11 protein-coding genes are annotated in these 16,803 nt (G+C 73.3%); 7 read left to right on the top strand and 4 right to left on the bottom strand.

The genetic code is table 11. The features are described from left to right. Position 1: 1 nt before the first annotated feature. Together ACIBG7_RS21630 and ACIBG7_RS21625 are read left to right on the top strand one after the other, a co-directional pair. Positions 2 to 1,360 carry an MFS transporter gene (locus tag ACIBG7_RS21630; RefSeq protein WP_357920681.1) on the top strand — a complete coding sequence of 453 codons (1,359 nt, stop codon included), beginning with the start codon at positions 2 to 4 and terminating at the stop codon, positions 1,358 to 1,360. A gap of 13 nt (positions 1,361 to 1,373) precedes the next feature. Next, the gene (locus ACIBG7_RS21625) at positions 1,374 to 2,348 is read left to right on the top strand and encodes an enolase C-terminal domain-like protein (protein ID WP_357920678.1); all 975 of its coding nucleotides are present in this window, start codon (positions 1,374 to 1,376) and stop codon (positions 2,346 to 2,348) included. Positions 2,349 to 2,367: 19 nt separating this feature from the next. Here the strand turns inward: ACIBG7_RS21625 and ACIBG7_RS21620 are convergent, their stop codons facing one another. Further along, the gene (locus tag ACIBG7_RS21620; RefSeq protein WP_357920675.1) at positions 2,368 to 3,807 is read right to left on the bottom strand and encodes an LCP family protein; all 1,440 of its coding nucleotides are present in this window, start codon (positions 3,805 to 3,807) and stop codon (positions 2,368 to 2,370) included. Between the two features lie 197 nt (positions 3,808 to 4,004). Here ACIBG7_RS21620 and ACIBG7_RS21615 point away from each other — a divergent pair, with 197 nt between their 5' ends. Next, positions 4,005 to 4,907, top strand: coding sequence for an alpha/beta hydrolase (locus ACIBG7_RS21615; protein WP_357920672.1), 903 nt, complete (start codon positions 4,005 to 4,007; stop codon positions 4,905 to 4,907). 29 nt (positions 4,908 to 4,936) lie between these two features. Here ACIBG7_RS21615 and ACIBG7_RS21610 read toward each other — a convergent pair whose 3' ends face one another. After that, positions 4,937 to 6,430, bottom strand: a complete 1,494-nt coding sequence (locus ACIBG7_RS21610) for an alpha/beta hydrolase family protein (protein ID WP_397337372.1) — start codon at positions 6,428 to 6,430, stop codon at positions 4,937 to 4,939. Positions 6,431 to 6,536: 106 nt separating this feature from the next. On the opposite strand from ACIBG7_RS21610, the gene ACIBG7_RS21605 reads away from it, so the two are divergent. From ACIBG7_RS21605 to ACIBG7_RS21595, 3 genes are read left to right on the top strand one after another with little or no spacing between them, the layout of a single operon-like run. Further along, a complete protein-coding gene (locus ACIBG7_RS21605) occupies positions 6,537 to 7,658 on the top strand; it encodes an exonuclease SbcCD subunit D (RefSeq protein WP_397337371.1) in 1,122 nt (373 codons plus the stop codon). Continuing rightward, complete coding sequence (locus tag ACIBG7_RS21600) at positions 7,659 to 11,708, top strand: AAA family ATPase (RefSeq protein WP_397337370.1); 4,050 nt, start codon at positions 7,659 to 7,661, stop codon at positions 11,706 to 11,708. A 57-nt stretch (positions 11,709 to 11,765) separates the two neighbouring features. Further along, positions 11,766 to 12,992: an MFS transporter gene (locus tag ACIBG7_RS21595; RefSeq protein WP_397337369.1), complete on the top strand. Its 1,227-nt coding sequence runs from the start codon at positions 11,766 to 11,768 to the stop codon at positions 12,990 to 12,992. 17 nt (positions 12,993 to 13,009) lie between these two features. Here the strand turns inward: ACIBG7_RS21595 and ACIBG7_RS21590 are convergent, their stop codons facing one another. Further along, positions 13,010 to 14,233 (bottom strand): LeuA family protein, encoded by a 1,224-nt coding sequence (locus ACIBG7_RS21590; protein WP_397337368.1) that lies wholly within the window; start codon positions 14,231 to 14,233, stop codon positions 13,010 to 13,012. 57 nt (positions 14,234 to 14,290) lie between these two features. Here ACIBG7_RS21590 and ACIBG7_RS21585 point away from each other — a divergent pair, with 57 nt between their 5' ends. Continuing rightward, positions 14,291 to 15,487, top strand: coding sequence for a citrate/2-methylcitrate synthase (locus ACIBG7_RS21585; RefSeq protein WP_397337366.1), 1,197 nt, complete (start codon positions 14,291 to 14,293; stop codon positions 15,485 to 15,487). Between the two features lie 8 nt (positions 15,488 to 15,495). Here the strand turns inward: ACIBG7_RS21585 and ACIBG7_RS21580 are convergent, their stop codons facing one another. Further along, positions 15,496 to 16,788 (bottom strand): threonine/serine exporter family protein, encoded by a 1,293-nt coding sequence (locus tag ACIBG7_RS21580; protein ID WP_357920653.1) that lies wholly within the window; start codon positions 16,786 to 16,788, stop codon positions 15,496 to 15,498. Positions 16,789 to 16,803: the final 15 nt, after the last annotated feature.

Below are 16,803 nucleotides of genomic sequence, written 5' to 3'. Positions count from 1 at the left end.
CATGACAGCAGTGATGGCAGCGCCGGTTGCGCCCCCCGAGACGATTTTCTCCCCCAGATACCGGGCGATCAGCTTCGGGCTGGTCGCCCTCGTCACCCTGGTCGCCTTCGAGGCGATGGCGGTGGCCACCGCGATGCCGAAGGTCGCCGACGACCTCGGCGGCCGGCATCTGTACAACCTGGCCTTCAGCGGCGCGCTCGCGGCCAGCGTGATCGCCACCGTGCTGGGCGGGCGCTGGGCCGACCTGAAGGGCGCGCTCACCCCGATGTGGTCCGGTCTGGCCGCCTTCGTCGCCGGGTTGCTGATCGCGGGCACCGCGCCGACCATGGAGCTGTTCGTGGCCGGCCGGTTCGTCCAGGGCTTCGGCGGCGGCCTGTTCAACGTCGCCCTCTATGTCTTGATCGCCCGTGCCTACCCCGGGGAGCTGCATCCCAAGGTCTTCTCCCTCTTCTCCACCGCGTGGGTCGTGCCGTCGCTGGTCGGGCCGCTGATCGCGGGCGTCATCGCCGCCGAGCTCGACTGGCGGCTGGTCTTCCTCGGCGTCCCGGTGCTCGCCGCCCCCGCCGCCCTCGCGTTGTGGCGCGGCACCGTGCGCGCCGACGTGCGCGGCGGCCGGGGCGAACCCGGCTCCGGTCTCGGCCGCCAGCTCCTCTGGGCCGTGCTCACCGCCGTCTCGGCGGCTCTGATCCAGTACGGCAGCGCCCTCAAGCTGGCCGGGCTGCCCCTCCTGATCGGCGGCCTGGTGCTGCTCGCCGTCGCGCTGCCCCGCCTGCTGCCGCCCGGCACCATGCGCGCCGCGCCCGGCCTGCCGACCGCGGTCATCCTGCGCGGCCTGGCCGCCGGTTCGATGTTCGCCGCCGAGGTGCTCGTCCCGCTGCTGCTCATCGACGAGCGCGGCATGACCTACGCCGGAGCCGGCGTCGTCCTGACCGTCGGCGCGCTCGGCTGGGCCGCGGGCTCCTGGATCAAGGGCAAGGGCTGGATCAGCCACGCGTTCGCCCTGCGCGGCGGCATCGCCGGCATCGGCATCGGCATCGCGATCATGTCCCTCGTGCTGATCGACGGCGCCCCCATCGCGCTGGCCTACCTCGCCTGGATCGTCACCGGCCTGGGCATCGGCGCGCTCTACCCGACCGTCTCGATCCTCGTCCTCGAACTGTCCAGCCCCGGCGAGGAAGGCAAGAACAGCGGCGCGCTCGGCGTCGGCGAATCGGTCTTCGTCGTGGTCGCCGTCGCCCTCACCGGCGCCCTGTTCACCGCCACCAACGGCCTCTACGTCGTCGGCTTCGCCCTCACCTTCGCGCTGACCGTGCTGGGCTTCGTCCTCGCGCCACGCTTTACCCTGAGAAGGAGTCAGTGACCTAGGGGGATGCATGCCGCGAGTCCGGGAGCTGGAGTTCTTCCGCGTCGTCCTGCCGTACGGCAGGCGGGTGGAGAGCCTGCTCGTCAAGCTCACCGACCACGGCGGGATGACCGGCTGGGGGGAACTCGTCGGCCCGGACGGCGACCCCCCGGACAGCGATCTGCCCGGCCTCGACTGGGAGCACCCCGACTCCGTCCCCTTCGAGCATCCCGCCATCGACATGGCCTGCTGGGACCTCTGGACCCGGATGCGCGGCGTCCCCCTGGCGCACGCGCTCGGCGGCAGCCGTACCTCCGTGGTGGCGACCGTCCGCCTGGGCCTCGACCCCAACCCCGAGCACCTGGTCACCCGGGTCAACCAGCAGGTCTGCGGCGGCTACACGCACGTCACCCTGGACATCCGGCCGGGCTGGGACATCGAACCCGTCCGCGCGGTACGGCAGGCGTTCCCGGCCCTCACCCTCGCCGTCGACGCCGCCGAGACCTACACCTCCGAAGAGCAGCTCATCGCCCTCGACTCCTACGACATCGAGGTCATCGAGCGGCCCTTCCCCATCGCCGACGTCGGCGCGCACGCCTCGCTCCAGGACCAGGTCGCCGCCAAGGTCGCCGTCGAGGGCCCGCTGCTCGACGACTACCTCACCCTGCGCGCCGCCCGCGCTCTCATCCTGCGCCCGGCCGCCTACCCCCGCCTCAGCGACGCCCGCCGCGCCCACGACCGTGCGGCGGCGGCCGGCTGGGACATCGTCTGCGCCGGCGGCCGTGGCACCGGCCTGGCCCGCGCCGCCGCCGTCGCGGTCGCCAGCCTGCCGGGCTGCACCCTGCCCTGCGACGTCACCCAGCCGCCCAAGAACGCCCAGATCGTCGACCCCGTCGTCGGCGCCGCCGCCGGCGTCGTCGCCGTCCCCCTCACCCAGCCGGGCCTCGGCCACGACATCGACGAGGCCCGCGTACGGAAACTGGCGGAACGCGCTTTCCGGGTGTGATCGCCTGCCGTACCCCCGGTCAGAGGCCTCCGCAGCCGTCGGTCAGGGGCTTGGGGGCGCTGGTCGGGCTGCTGCTCGGGCTGGCGGTGGGGGTGGCGGTGCGGGAGGGCTTGGGGGTGGAGGTCTGGCCGCCCATGGCGACGATGGGCTTGGGCGAGGTGGAGTCGCGCAGGGCCTTCGCGGTGACGGCGCGGATCTTGTCCCAGTCCGGCGCGTAGGTCTTGATCAACGGCGGGACGAACTGCACGCTGGTCACCTTGGCGTTCTTGACCTTGAGCGCGAGCGGCACCAGGTGCTCCAGCCAGACCCGGGGGATGTCGGTGCGGATGAGCTGCTTGGTGGCCTTGGCGACCTCGCCGAAGCGGGTGAGCACGGTCTGCGGGTCGGCCTGGTCGAGCAGGGCGCCGATGACGCAGCGCTGGCGGCGCATCCGGGTGTAGTCGTCGCTGTTGGTGCGCGAACGGGCGTACCACATGGCGTCGGCGCCGCGCAGCTTGCGGGTGCCGGCCTTGACCAGGCCCTCGTTGTACTTGCCGAAGACGACGTCGGTCTCGACGGTGAGGGTGATGCCGCCGATGGCGTCGATGAGCCGGGCGAAGCCCCACATGTTGGCCAGGACGTACCAGTCGACCTCGAGGCCGAGGGTGTGGCCGATGGTCTCCATCAGCACCTGCGGGCCCATGTTGCGGCGCCCGCCGAAGATCTCCGGGTGCGCGTCGGAGTACTCCCACACGCTGTTGAGCAGGTCGCTGCGCCCACCGCCGGGGTCGGGCGGCAGGCGGAAGCCGTCGGGGAACTTCTGCGCCATCGGCGTGCCGGGCTTGAAGCGCACGTACTCCAGGTTGCGCGGCAGGCTGAGCAGCACGGTGTTGCCGGTCTTCACGTCGATGCTGGCCAGGTGCATGCTGTCGGTGCGCACGCCGGTGCGGTTGTCGTCGGCGTCACCGCCGAGGACCAGCAGGTTGACGCGCTCGCGTCCGGCCCACGGGTCCTCGCGGTGGGCGGGCCGCATCTTGTCGTCGGTCGGGGCGTCGAAGACGGCGTCGAGCGTGTCGTTGCCGATCCAGAGCGACTGCGCGGCGAGCCCGAAGGGGGCGATCACCGCGACGGCCAGCAGGCCGGCGAGCGAGCCGGCGACGATCTGCGGCACCTGCGGCAGCGAGCCCGGTTTGAGCACGATGAAGGAGTGCACGACCAGCGCGAACCAGCACAGCCCGAGTACGGCCGCGCCGCTGGTGATCGCGATGAGCAGGCCGGAGTCGGCGGCCACCGAGCCGGCGAGGTCGCCGCCCTGGATCAGCGCGACCGCCAGGAGGGCCAGCAGTCCGGCGAGGTAGAGACCGAGCAGGGTGAGCCCGGTCTTGCGCCAGCCGGCCCTCAGATGGGCCGCGCCGGGCACGACGACAGAGAGCAGGGTCCACCCCAGGACCGCTCCAGCGCTCAGTGCTCTCCGAACCACGCCATCCCTGCTTCCCCCAGCGCTCCACGTTAAGCCGACGGTATGCCGCCCAACCCCTTCCGACCAGGGAGCGTACGGACATACTGCCAAAAATGACCTAAGGGGAGAATTAACATCTGGCGAACGCCCGACGCCGCCCTATATTGAAGCGCCTCCCCCTCGAAGTTGCCCCGGGGTTCACCGAATACTGTTGGTCCATGTACGAGATCACGGTGCTGCCCATGCCTCCGGACTTCGAAGGTGATGTGGTCGCGACGCTGCTGGCCAGGCGCACGGGCTCGCGCAGAGCCGTGCTTTACGTGCACGGGTTCACCGACTACTTCTTCCAGGACCACCTGGCCGAGCACTACCTCGCCCAGGGCATCGACTTCTACGCCCTCGACCTGCGCAAGTACGGCCGCTCGCTGCTCCCGCACCAGACCCGCGGGCTGATCAGGAGCATCACCGACTACTTCCCGGAGCTCGACGAGGCGGTGCGGATCATCCGCGAGGACCACGACGAGGTGACGATCAACGCCCACTCCACCGGCGGCCTGACCGCCGCGCTGTGGGCCGACCGGGTGCGCGGGCGCGGGCTGGTGCAGGGGCTGGTGCTCAACAGCCCGTTCTTCGACCTCAACGTCCCCGCGCCGGTACGGCTGGCCGCCGACGTGCTGAAGGGCCCGCTGTCACGTTCGGCCCGCGCGCTCCCGGTGGGGGTCAGCATGGCCTACGGCCACAGCCTGCACCGCGACCACGGCGGCGAGTGGGACTACGACCTGCAGCTCAAGCCGCACGGCGGGTTCTCCGTGCACGCGATGTGGCTGGCCGCCATCCGCCGGGCCCAGCGGCGGCTGCACGGCGGGCTCGACGTGGACGTGCCCGTGCTGGTGCTGGCCTCCTCCAAGGGGCTGCGGGTGCGGGACTTCGTGCCCGAGGCGCGCAACGCCGACGTGGTGCTCGACCCGCGGCAGATCGCCCGCTGGTCCACCGCGGTCGGGCCGCACGTCACCTGCGTGCGCATCCCGGACGGCATGCACGACCTGATCCTGTCGGCCGAGCCGGTGCGCAAGCAGGTCTTCGCCGAGCTCGACCGCTGGATGGCCGCCTACCTCACCTGAGGGCCGGCCACCAGGGGACGGGCGAGCGGCTACCAGGGGAAGGCGAACAGGCCGTAGTAGGCGGCGGCGACCAGCAGCAGGCCGGTCCCGCCGAGCACACCCGCCACGGCCACGTGCTGCCAGCGCGTCGGCAGCAGCCCCTCGCGCAACGCGGTGATCACCGTCGCCACCGCGGTCACCTCCTGGAGCAGCATCAGGACGGCCAGCACCCGCACCACCAGCCAGCCGCCCAGCACCGCCGGCCACGCCCCGGCCTGGTTGACCGAGAACATCACCAGCACCGTGATGAAGGCGACCACCGAGACCAGCAGGCCGAGGCCGGTCCAGGCCATCCGGCGCAGCCGCTTGCGGATCGGCGCCCACAGCGCGGCATGGGACTGCGCCGGGGGAGGGGGGCCGCCGCGGAGCCGTACCACCAGCTCGGCGACCGGGCCGGCCACGTAGCCGACGGCGGCCAGGCAGATCGTCAGGCCCAGCATGGTGCCCCCGGCGTACCAGGGGGCGGCGGGCACGTCGGCGGCCTGGAAACGCTGGACCGGCGTCGCGCCGGCCAGATGCAGCTCGGGCTTGCCGGTGCCGGGCAGGCCCTTGATCCAGTTGGCCAGCGTCTCCAGGTAGCCCGGCGCGAACGGCCCGCCGCCGACGCGCATCGCGTGGTCGGCCTGGTCGAGGAAGCGGATCGTGTACCGCTCGTTGCCGGCCTGCTCCAGCGCGGTGGTCAGCGCGCGGGTGCTCTCCACGAACGGGATCGACGGGTCCGTCGTGCCGTACAACGCCAGCACCGGCTGGTGCACGCCGCGCAGCGCGGGCATGGCGTCGTGCCGCAGGAAGTCGAAGCCGAACACGCCCATCGCCCGGGTGAGCAGGTCACGCACGCCGGTCGGCGCCCGCAGCCGCAGGAGCTGCTCGTTCAGCGCCCAGGCGACCTGCCGCAGCGGTGAGACGTTCGGCGAGGAGACCAGCACCACGAAACCCACCGCCGAGCTGCGGGCGGCGGCGATCGGCACCACCCAGCCGCCCTCGCTGACGCCCCAGATGCCCACCGTCGCCGGATCCACGTCGGGCCGGGTGCGCAGGTAGTCGACCATCCGCAGCGCGTCGTCGGCCAGCAGCCCGAAGTCGCGGTCGCGGAAGTTGTAGCCCACGGTCCGCTTGTCGAAGGCCAGCGTCACCACGCCCGCCGCGGCCAGGAACTCCGCCTGTGGCGTGAACTCCTCCTGCGAGCCGTTGCCCGAGCCGGAGATGAACACCATGGCCGGATGCCGCCCCGGCGTCGCCGGCGCCCGCACCGTCGCCTGGAGCTGCTGGCCCTGCGCGGGCATGGTGATCTTCTCCGTGCGGTACGGCGTAGCCGCCACGACCGGCTTCAGCTCCGCGGCCGGCTGCACGGGCAGAGCGCGGAAAGCCGCGTCCACCTGGAGCGGCGGCGGATCGAAAGCCGGGGGAAGGACGTATCCGAGGGCTGCCAGCGCCACCAGCACCAGGCCTGCGGCGACGCTCAAGGTGCCACGACCGGTGCGCATCGGCCTCCCCATGTGCGTTGGTTTGCCCGCTGATCTTCAAGGCTACTCCCGGCGCGTCGCCCACTGGGACGTCATTTGTCGGTGAGACCTGTTAGCTTCCTGGGACATGCGCGTCCTGCACACCTCCGACTGGCACCTCGGTCGCTCCTTCCACCGGGAGAGCCTGATCGAGGCGCAGGCGGCCTTCGTCGACCACCTGGTCGAGGTGGTCCGGGCGGAGCGGGTGGACGTGGTGGCAGTCTCCGGCGACGTCTACGACCGCGCGCTGCCCCCGGTCGACGCGGTCGCGTTGTGCAACGAGGCCCTCGCGCGGCTGGTCGCGGCCCGGGTGCGGGTCGTCATGATCAGCGGCAACCACGACTCCGCGCGGCGGCTCGGCTTCGGCGCCTCGCTCATCGACGCCGCCGGCGTGCACCTGCGCACCGACCCCGAGCTGGCCTGGGAGCCGGTGGTGATCGACGAGGTCGCCTTCTACGGCATCCCCTACCTGGAGCCCGAGCTGGTGCGCGGACCCTGGGAGCTCGACTCCCGCACCCACGGCGCGGCTCTGGGTCACGCCATGGACCGGATCCGGGCCGATCTCGCCCGGCGGGGCGGCCCGTCGGTCGTGCTGGCGCACGCCTTCGTCACCGGGGGAGAGGCCAGCGACAGCGAACGCGACATCAGCGTGGGCGGGGTGGCGCACGTGCCCGTGTCGGCCTTCGACGGGGTCACGTACGTGGCGCTGGGGCACCTGCACGGGCGGCAGCAGATGTCGGACACCGTGCGTTATTCCGGGTCACCTCTGGCGTATTCCTTCTCCGAGGCCGGGCACGTGAAAGGCTCCTGGCTCGTGGAGCTCTCCGACTCGGTGCAGCGGGCCGACTTCGTGCCCGCCCCCGTGCCCCGGCCCGTCGGCCGGTTGCGCGGGCTGCTCGACGACCTGCTCGACCGGCCCGACCTGGCGCGTTACGAGGACCACTGGCTGCAGATCGTGCTCACCGACCCCGTCCGGCCCAAGGCGGCGATGGACCGGCTGCGCGTTCGCTTCCCGCACACGCTCGCCCTCTCCTTCGACCCCGAGGGCGGCGCCGCCGCCGTGCCCGCCCCGCGGCTGGCCGGCCGGCCCGAGGCCGAGGTCGCCCTCGACTTCGTCCGCGAGGTGCGCGGCGAGGCCGCTTCGGGCGACGAGGAGGAGCTGCTGCGCGCGGCCATCGAGGCTTCCCGGCTCAAGGAGGCGCTGGCCTAGATGCGGCCCCACCTGCTCACCCTGACCGCCTTCGGCTCCTTTCCCGGCAGCGAGAGCGTCGACTTCGACGCGCTCACCGAAGCCGGCCTCTTCCTCGTCCACGGTCCCACCGGCGCCGGCAAGACGACCGTCCTCGACGGGCTCTGCTACGCCCTCTACGGCCAGGTACCCGGCCAGCGCAACAGCGCCCGCTCCCTGCGCTGCGACCACGCCCCGCCCGGCGCCGGCCCCTCCGTCCGCCTGGAGGTCACCATCCGCGGGCGCCGCCTGCGTGTCGAACGTTCCCCCGCCTGGCAACGCCCCAAGCTCCGCGGCACCGGCTTCACCGAGGAGAAGGCCAAGGTCATCCTCTCCGAGCACACGGGGGGTGCCTGGACCGGCCTCACCACCCGCGCCGACGAGGCCGGCGACCTCATCGGCGGGCTGCTCGGGATGAACGCCGACCAGTTCTGCCAGGTCGCCATGCTCCCGCAGGGCGACTTCGCCCGCTTCCTGCGCGCTGACGGGGAGGACCGGCGCCGGCTGCTGGAGCGGCTGTTCACCGTCAAGGTCTTCACCCAGGCGGAGGCCTGGCTGGCCGAGGAACGCCGCACCCTGGGCCGGGCCCAGCAGGAGCTGCGCCAGCAGGTGGACTTCGCCGTCCAGCGCATCGACGAGGCCGCCGGCGAAGCCCTCCTCCGCTCCCTCACCACCGCCGCTTCCGACTCCCTCAGCCCCGCCCCGCCTCCCACCCTCCCCCCTGCCCCGCCCCACACCTCCGCCCCGTTCCACCCCACCGCCGCCCCTCCTTCCGGCCCGGCTCCCGTGGAAGGCCCGGCCCCTGCAGACGGCGCGGCTGGTCCGGATGGCTTGCCGGGTCCAGGTCCGGTGGGTGGAGCAGGTCCGGCGGGTGAAGCGGGGCTGGTCGGTGCAGCCGGAACCGGGCCCGGTGCCGAGGAACTGGCCCGTTCCGGGGCACTGCGGGTGGCGGCGGCTGCGGTCGCCGCTCAACTCGCCGACCGCTCCGCCGCTGCCACCCGAACCCTGCGTACGGCACGCGCCGCCCTCGACCAGGCCACCGCCCTGGCCGACCGGCAGCGCCGCCACGCCGACGCCCTGACCCTCCGCCGCACCCTGGACGAACGGGCCGACGAGCGGGCCGACCTGGCCGCCATCCTCGACGAGGCCGCACGGGCCGACCGCGTCATGCCCCTGCTCACCGCCGCCCGCCACCGCGCCGAGGCTCTGGCCAAGACCCGAACCCTCGCCACCGACGCCCTCACCCGCGCCCACCCCCTCCTCACCTCCGCCAGAGACGCTGTCGCCCCCGCCCGCCCCCCGCTCACCTCCGAGCCCACCCACCCGCAAAGCGACGGAGCAAGCGAGATCGCCCGGCTGTCCGAGCTGGAGCGAGGCCGGCGGAGCGAGATCGCGCGGCTGTCGGAGTTGCTCACCGAGGAGGCCCGGCTGTCGGTGGTGCGGCGGGATCTGGCCAACGTCGAGGCCGAGCTGGTCGCCCTGGCCCAGGCCGACGAGGCCACCGCCGCCCGCCTGGCCGCCCTCCCCGCCCAGCTCGCCACCGCCGAACAGGCGCTGGCCGCCGCCAGGCTCGACGCCGCCCGCATCCCGGCCGCAGAAGCGGCGGTGGCGGCGGCGCGCGACCTGATCGGTGTCGAACGCGAGCTGGCCACCCTGGACGACGAGCTCGAAACCCTGACCCAGCGCGAGGCCGAGGTCGCCGCACTGGAGGCCGACCTGCCGGCCCGGCACGGGGAGCTGAGCGCCCGCCTGGCCGAGATCCGGGCCGAGGCGGCAGCCGTACCCGCCGCCCGTGCCACGGCCGCCGCCGCAAGCGCGGCCCTCGACGCGGCCCACCGCCGGGACCAGTTGGCGGCGGACCTGCAGGCGGCCACCGCCACGCTGCAGGCACTCGTCGACCACGCCCAGGCCTCCCGCGAACGCTGGCTGGACATCCGGCAGGCCCGGCTGGAGGGCATGGCCGCCGAACTGGCCCGCGACCTGGCCGAGGGCGCCCCGTGCGCGGTCTGCGGGTCGGCCGACCACCCCAGTCCGGCGGCCCCCGCGCCCAGTGCTCCGTCCGCCGAGGACGAGCGCGCGGCGGAGGCGGCCCACGAGTCCGCCCTTGCTGAGCGGGAAGCGGCCGAGTTGCTGGTCGCCACCCTGGAATCCCGCCTCACCGACGCCACCGAGGCGGCCGGCGGTCTCGACCTGCCCGCTGCGGCCGCTGCTTTGGACGCGGCGCAGGAGGAGCTGGCCCGGCTCGAATCGGTGGCCGAACTGGAGCCGGGACTGCAGTCCGAGCTCGACCGGGTCGAGGCTGCCCGCGAACGGGTGCGGGAGCAGGCGCGCGAGGTGGGCGAAGCCCTCGCCGCCCACCGCACCCACCGCACCCAGCTCCACGCCGAACGCACCCGCCTCCTCGCCCGCACCGCTTCATCGGCGGTGAGCGAGCACTCCGAGCATCCCCAGGTGGCCCGTGCGATGGGCGTGCGTCCCGGGGATCCCCACACGGCCTCGTTGGATGCGGGGGACTCGGCCGCCCAGCGGGTTGACGGGCTGGTCGCGGGCGACTTTCCCTCCCTGCCCCTGGGCGAGGGGCACGCCGGGCCGGACGCGCCGCATGCGGGTGGTTCCGCCGACGACGGGGCTGCTGAGTGGGCGGGGCGCGCTGGGTCCACGTCCCAGAGCGGATCCCATGGCGGGCCCGCGCTCCAAGACGGGCCCGCACCCCTCAATCGGCCCGTGTCCCAGGGAGAGCCGTCCGACACCGGCCGCCCAGGAGACCCGCGGGCAGGGCTGCGGATGCTGGCGGCGGCGCAGGCCGAGGTGGCTGGGTTGCGGCGGTCGGCGGCGCGGGAGCAGGGGCTGGCCGCGGAGGTGGAGCGGTTGCGGGCGGAACGGGCGCAGGGCGAGGAGGAGTCCAAGCGCATCGCCGCCCGTCTGGCGGCCGGCCGTACGAGACGGGAAGAACTGGGCACGGACGCCGCCCGGCTCACCACCCGGCTCGACGAGGCGAGAGGGGCCGACGCGACGCTGACCGCCCGGCTGTCCAGGCTGGCGGACGAGGCCGAGCTGCTCCACGAGGCCCTGGAAGCGACGACGGTGGCCGCGACCGCGGCGGAGGAGTACGGCAAAGCCGTACAAGCCGCCGAAGCCGCGGCCAGGAACGCCGGCTTCCCGAGCGCGGAGGACGCCGAGGAAGCGGCCCGCACCCCGGCCGAGCGGGAGGCCAAGGCCGAACGGCTCCGCGAACTGGACGCACAGCACGCCGCGGTGACGCAGGCCCTGGCCGACCCGGAGCTGGTCGCCGCGGCGGCCCGACCGGCGCCGGACCTGGACGCGCTGGCCGAGTCCCTCGCCGAGGCGGAGGCCGAGCACACGGCCCTGGTCTCGGCCCACGACCAGGCCGTGGCCCGCGAACGCCGGCTGGCCCAGTTGCACGAGGAGCTGGCCGCCTGCCTGGCGAGGTGGCGTCCGGCGGCGGAGCGGCACCGGCTGGCCGAGCGGATGGCGGCCCTGGCCAGCGGCACCTCCAGCGACAACCAGTGGAGCATGAGCCTGTCGTCGTTCGTGCTCGGCGAGCGGCTGCGCCAGGTGGTCGACGCCGCCAACGAGCGGCTCGACCACATGTCCGGCGGGCGCTACCAGCTCCAGCACGACCTGCGGAAGACCGCCGGTGCGCGAAGCCGGGCGGGGGGCGGCCTGGGGCTGCGGGTGGCCGACGGCTGGACCGGCGTCGATCGCGACCCGGCGACGTTGTCCGGCGGCGAGAGCTTCATCACCTCGCTGGCGCTCGCGCTCGGCCTGGCCGACGTGGTCGCGGCGGAGTCGGGCGGGGCGGAGATCGGCACGCTGTTCGTGGACGAGGGTTTCGGCACGCTCGACGAGGACACCCTCGACGGCGTGCTCGACATCCTCGACGGCCTGCGCGACGGCGGCCGGGCGGTGGGCATCGTCAGCCACGTGGGCGAGCTGCGCAGCCGGATCCCGGCCCAGCTCAAGGTGGCGAAGACGCGCGCCGGTTCGACGCTTTCGGTGGCGGTGCCGTAGCCGCTCGCGCGATGCTCTGGGTGATGAGGTCATCGCCGAGAGTGAGCGAGGGGTCGGTTGAAGCACGTCAGCAAGGTGGCGTTCGCGAGCCTGGCCGGGACCGCGATCGAGTTCTACGACTTCTTCCTGTACGGCACTGCCGCGGCGCTGGTGTTCGACGCCGTCTTCTTCCCCGGTCTCGATCCGCTGGCGGGGACCCTGGCGGCCTTCTCGACCTTCGCGGTGGCCTTCGTCGCGCGGCCGCTCGGCGCGGTGCTGTTCGGGCACTGGGGTGATCGGGTCGGGCGGAAGGCGACCTTGGTCGGGTCGTTGCTCCTGATGGGGCTGTCCACGGTGGCGATCGGCCTGCTGCCGGGGTACGCGTCGATCGGGGTGCTGGCGCCGCTGCTGCTGGTGGTGTTGCGGTTCGCGCAGGGGGTCGGGCTCGGCGGGGAGTGGGGCGGGGCGGCGTTGCTGGCGGTCGAGCACGCGCCGGCGCACCTTCGGGGGCGGTATGCGGTGTTTCCGCAGCTCGGGCCGTCCGTCGGGTTCGTGCTAGCGAACGGCGCGTTCCTGGTCGCGGGGGTGGAGAACTGGCGGTGGTTGTTCCTGGCGAGCATCGTGCTCGTGGCGGTCGGGTTGCACGTGCGGGTCGGGCTGGCCGAGACCCCGGCCTTCCGGGAGGTGCGGCAGGTGCATCGGGTCCCGGTCCGGGCGCTGCTGCGGGAGCAGGGGCGGACGGTGGCGCTCGGCGCCGGGGCGATGGTGATCGCCTACACGTTGTTCTATCTCGCGACGACGTACTGCCTGGCTTACGGGACCAAGGTGCTGGGCGTGCCGCGGCCGGTCATGCTCGGGTGGTCGATCGCGGGCGTGGTCGTCATGGGGGTCACCACGGTGCTCGGCGCGCTGGCGTCCGATCGGATCGGGCGGCGGCGGACCCTGGTGATCGGCACCGTCGCGGCGGCCGGGTGGGGGCCGGCGATGTTCTCCGGGCTCGACCTCGGGGTGGCGATGGTCGGGGCGTTGGCGATCATGGGGGTGGTTTACGGGCCGATGGGGGCGTATCTGCCGGAGTTGTTCCGGCCCGAGTACCGGTACAGCGGGGCGGCGCTGGCGTACAGCCTGGGCGGGGTGCTCGGCGGGGCCGTGCCGCCGATCGTGGCGACGCTCTTGCAGGGGGCCGGGCTCGGAGTGGGTGCGGTAGGCGGGTATGTCGGGGTGTCGGCGCTGCTCAGCCTCGGCTGCCTCCTCGCTCTCCCCGCCCGGCCCCAGCAGCGGGCCCTCCTCTCCCAGGGCGCCTGACCGGACAAGGGGTGGGGCTAAGCGGTCTGGCCGGGGAAGAGCAGCGCCAGCTCGTGCGGATACGTCGCGATAAGTCGTAGCTCGTCGTCCGTCAGCGGCTTCCCGGTCATCGCATTGCAGAGCTGGACGAGCTGGAAAGCCAGCTCCTCCTCCACCACCTCCACCCCGAGCCCGTCCATGACATGCCGGAACCCCGCCTTCCCCCCGTACTCCCCGGTCAGCACCACCCGCCCCCGCTGCGCATGCCAATCGGAAGGGAACGGCCCGAGCGTGGCCTCGTCGAACAGCTCGTAGTTGCCGTGGTCCTTCAACGCCCCGTCCGCGTGAATGCCCGATTCGTGGGCGAACGCGTTCACCCCCACGCCCACCTGGTGGTACGGCAGAGCCTGCCCGAAGGCGTAACTCGCCCAGAGCGCGAACCGCCTGGCCCAGGACAGGTCGAGCGCGTCCCCGATCTCCGCGCCACCCTCCAGCCCGAACCCGTGCCGGAAGGCCAGGATCGTGGAGAGCAGGTCGGCGTTGCCCGCCCGTTCGCCGATGCCGTTGACGCAGGTGTTGATCCACGCGTCCTGCCCCGCGTCGAGGTCGCCGAGCGCGCCGGAGACCGAGTTCGCCACCGCCATGCCCAGGTCGTTGTGGCAGTGCGTCTCGATCGGCATCGCCGTCGCGGCGGCCAGCTTGGCGAAGCGCTCGCGGATGTGGTCGGGCGTCTCCCCGCCGATGGTGTCGCAGTAGCGCACCCGGTCCGCGCCCGCCTCCTTCGCGGCCAGGGCGAACTCCAGCAGGAAGCCGTCGTCGGTGCGGGAGCCGTCCTCGGCGTTGACCCCGACCGTCTCGGCCCCGCCCGAACGCGCGGCGCGGACGGCGGCGGTCATCTCCCTGATGATCGCCGCCCGGTCGAGGCGGCCCTTGAACTTGTTCTGGATCATGTAGTCGGAGGTCGAGATGGACAGGTTGTAGTGCTTCAACCCCAGAGGCAGCGCCTTCTCCACGTCCTGGGCCACCCCCCGGCACCAGCCGGACAGCCGCAGCTCGCCCAGCGCACCCGCCTCGGCCAGCGCCACCTGGGCGCGCACGTAGGGCGCCTCGTGGAAGAGGAAGGGGAAGCCGATCTCCGACTGCGCGACGCCCAGTCTGGCCAGGTAGAAGTTCACCATCGTCTTGCCGAACTTGGACAGGCCGGTGCGGGCGGTCTGGACGCCGTCGCGGTTGGTGACGTCGAGGAAATGGATTCGCGGCATGGATCCACCGTGGCACGGCTTCTCAACGTGGATCAATGTTGATTATAGTCAACTATCATGGAGTTGATCGACGCGGCGGCGGCCGCTGAGCGGCTGGGGATCAAGCAGGCGACGCTGTACGCGTACGTCAGCCGCGGGGTGCTGCGGCGGCGGCACGGGGAGGACGGGCGGCGGAGCCTATTCGACGCCGCAGAGGTGGAGGAACTGGCCCGGAAGGGGCGTCCGCGGCGTCCACCGGGCGCGTCCGAGCTGGTGATCGAGTCCAGGATCACTCGGCTCGGGGCGGACCGGCCGTACTACCGGGGCCGGGACGCGATCGAGCTCGCCCGGGAGGAGAGCTTCGAGACCGTCGCCGAATGGCTCTGGGGCGGCCTGCCCCCGCTTCCCGGCGAACCCGGGCAACCGGACGCGTGGGCCAGCGACCCCGACGGGGTCGCCGCAGCTCGCCGCGCCCTGCCCGGCGGCCTGTCGCCGCTGGAGAACCTCCAGGTGATCACCACCGTCCTCGGCGCGACCGACACCCTGCGCTTCCACCTCGACCCCGCCTCGGTCGCCGCCACCGGCGCCCGCCTCATCTCCGGCCTCGTCGACGCCCTCCCGCAAGCAGCCCCCGCCACGCTAGCCGGGGGCACGGTGGCCGAACGCCTGTGGTCCCGGCTCTGCCCGGCCGAACCCGAGCCCGCCCTGCTCAAAGCCCTGGAAACCGCCCTGGTCCTGCTGGCCGACCACGAACTGGCCGCCTCGACGCTGGCCGCCCGGGTGGCCGCCTCCGCCAAGGCCGATCCGTACGCGGTGGTGCTCACCGGCCTCGGGGTGCTCAGCGGCCCGTTGCACGGCGGCGCCTCCTACGGCGCTGAACGCCTGCTCAACGAGATCCAGGATCCCGCCCAGGCATCCCGCCTGATCGCCGACCGGTTGCGGCGCGGCGAGCGGATCCCCGGCTACGGCCACACCGTCTACAAGCACGGCGACGCCCGCGGTGAGGCCCTGCTCGCCCTGGTCGAGGCGGCGGCCCCCGGCCATCCGCGCGTCGAGGCGGCGCTTGCCGTACGCAAGGAAACCGTCAGGAGACGCCTGCCCGCGGCGAACATCGACTTCGCGCTCGCCGCCCTCACCACCGTCGCCGGCATGATCCCCGCCGCCGGTGAGGCGATCTTCGCGGTCGCCCGGACCGCCGGCTGGCTCGCCCACGCCATGGAGGAGTACGGCAGGCGCACCCTGCTGCGCCCGCGCGCCGTCTACACCGGCCCCTGACCGGCGGCTCAGTAGCCGCGCGTCCGCCGCGAGGCCGGGCGGATGCGCCGGGCCAGGTCACGGCCGCGGAAGGCACGCAGCACCTCGCCGCCGAGGATGACCCCGGCGCCCAGGCTCAACGCGATGGACATGGCCTCGATCAGGTGCAACGTCCCGTTGGACAGCTCGCCCAGGCTGAGCTCCAGCATGCCCCGGTAGAGCACCGTCCCCGGCAGCAGCGGCCCGATCGCCGGGATGACGAACACCATCGCGGGCACGTTCACCAGCCGCGCGTACGCCGTGCCGATCAACCCGACCACGGCGGAGGCGATCGAGGTGGCCAGCAGCGCCGGGATCTCGGTCGAGCGGAGCAGCACGAAGACCGTCCAGATCAGCAGCCCGCCGAGCGCCCCGGCCAGCAGGTGCCGGGGCGGCACGAGCAACGCCACCGCGAAGGTGAGGCTGACCCCCAGCGCCCCGATGAGCTGCGGCGCGTTCAGGCTGAGCGGCGCGGTCGGCACGTTCTCCACGCTGATCTGCACGCCCAGCTTCACCGCGACGACCAGCGTGGTGCCGATCCCGGACACGACCGCGGTGACGATGAAGACGATCTCGGTCAGCCGCGCCGTCGCCGTGACGTACTCCCCGGCGATGCCGTCCTGCACGCACGCCACCAGGGGCCGGCCGGGCAGCAGGGCGATGACCGCGCCGACCACCACGGCCGAGGTGGTGACCCGGACGTCCTGCCAGATCAGCAGCACCGCCAGGATCGCGCCGAAGGACGCCGCCAGGGCCAGGCCGAAGAACTCGGCCACCCCGCGCCGGGACAGCCACGCGCTGGCCAGATCGCCGAGCACGGTCGCGACGAAGGCCGCCGCCGCGACCGTGACGCCGCCGCCGATGAGCACCGCCGCCGACGCCGCGATGAGCGCGAGCGCGCAGGTCACCACCCAGCCCGGATAGACGGGCACCCGCCGGGTGATCTCCCGCAGCCGCTCGGCGGTCTCGGCCAGGGTGAGCTCCTTGGCGGTGATGTCGCCCACCAGATCGTGCACCGCGATCAGCCGGTCGTAGTCGGGCTGCCGCCGCCGCACCCGCCGCTCGGCCGTGGTCGCCGGGCGGCCGTCCTCCGGCACCTGCGACAGGGTGAGCGCCGACAGGTTGACGTCCACCTCGACGTTGCGCAGGCCGTAGGCGTGCGTGATGAGGCGCATCGCGCCGCCCACCCGCTCGGTCGCCTCGCCGCTGCCCAGCAGCAGCTCGCCGACGCGCAGCGCGAGGGCGATGGCGCGGTGGCCCTCCGCCTCGGATACCTGCACCACCAAGATCTCCCCGGG

It is taken from the genome of Nonomuraea sp. NPDC050328, from assembly GCF_044459405.1.
In the GTDB taxonomy this organism is placed as follows: Bacteria; Actinomycetota; Actinomycetes; order Streptosporangiales; family Streptosporangiaceae; genus Nonomuraea.
Note: the sequence above shows the minus strand (reverse complement) of the source record. Positions and strands in the feature narration are given on the sequence as shown.